Origin of the sequence: Streptococcus sp. HMSC056C01 (genome assembly GCF_001811305.1) — a bacterium.
Classification (GTDB): domain Bacteria; phylum Bacillota; class Bacilli; order Lactobacillales; family Streptococcaceae; genus Streptococcus.
In genome coordinates this window covers 1-708 of record NZ_KV804212.1, presented here as the reverse complement: position 1 = coordinate 708, position 708 = coordinate 1, and the positions used below count along the sequence as shown (strand labels likewise).

General features: G+C 45.9%; 1 pseudogene. It reads left to right on the top strand.

Annotated features, from left to right (window positions below):
- Window positions 1–708: pseudogene (locus tag HMPREF2795_RS08485) on the top strand (fibronectin-binding protein); the annotation flags it as partial.

The window sequence follows — 708 nt, the reverse complement described above, 5'->3', positions numbered from 1 at the left end:
CTCCAGCTGAAACAACCTACACACCTAAGATTACTCCGGTTGTACCAACTGCTGACCCTGCAACATCTACAGATATCCAAGGTAAAACTCAAACAGGTACACCAAGCTTCACATCTGGTAACCCTGCAATCCCAATGGATGATGATGTTCCAGCAACCTTTGAAGATGGATCAACTACGAAGACCATTCCAGGCGAAGGAACTTACACAGTTGCTCCAGACGGAACTGTAACCTTTGTACCAGAGAAATCATTTACAGGAGAAGGTACAGGCGTAACGGTTAAACGTGTTGATAAGAACGGTACTCCAGTTACAGCAACTTATACACCAACAGTAACCCCAGTAACCCCAACAGCTGAACCAACAACATCAACAGGTAAGCAAGGTCAAACTCAAACAGGTAAGCCTGAATTTACTGAAGGCGACAGCCGAGTACCAATGAACGATGACGTTCCAGCAACATTTGAAGATGGCTCAACGACTAAGACAGTTGATGGCGTTGGTACATACACAGTAGCAGCCGATGGAACAGTTACATTTGTACCTGAGAAATCATTTACTGGAACTGCTCCAGCAGTGACGGTTGTTCTCGAAGATAAGAACGGAACCAAAGCCTCTGCAACTTACACACCAACCGTAACCCCAGTAACACCAACTGCAACACCAGCGGAATCTACTGGTCCTCAAGGTCTTGTTCAAACTGGAACCG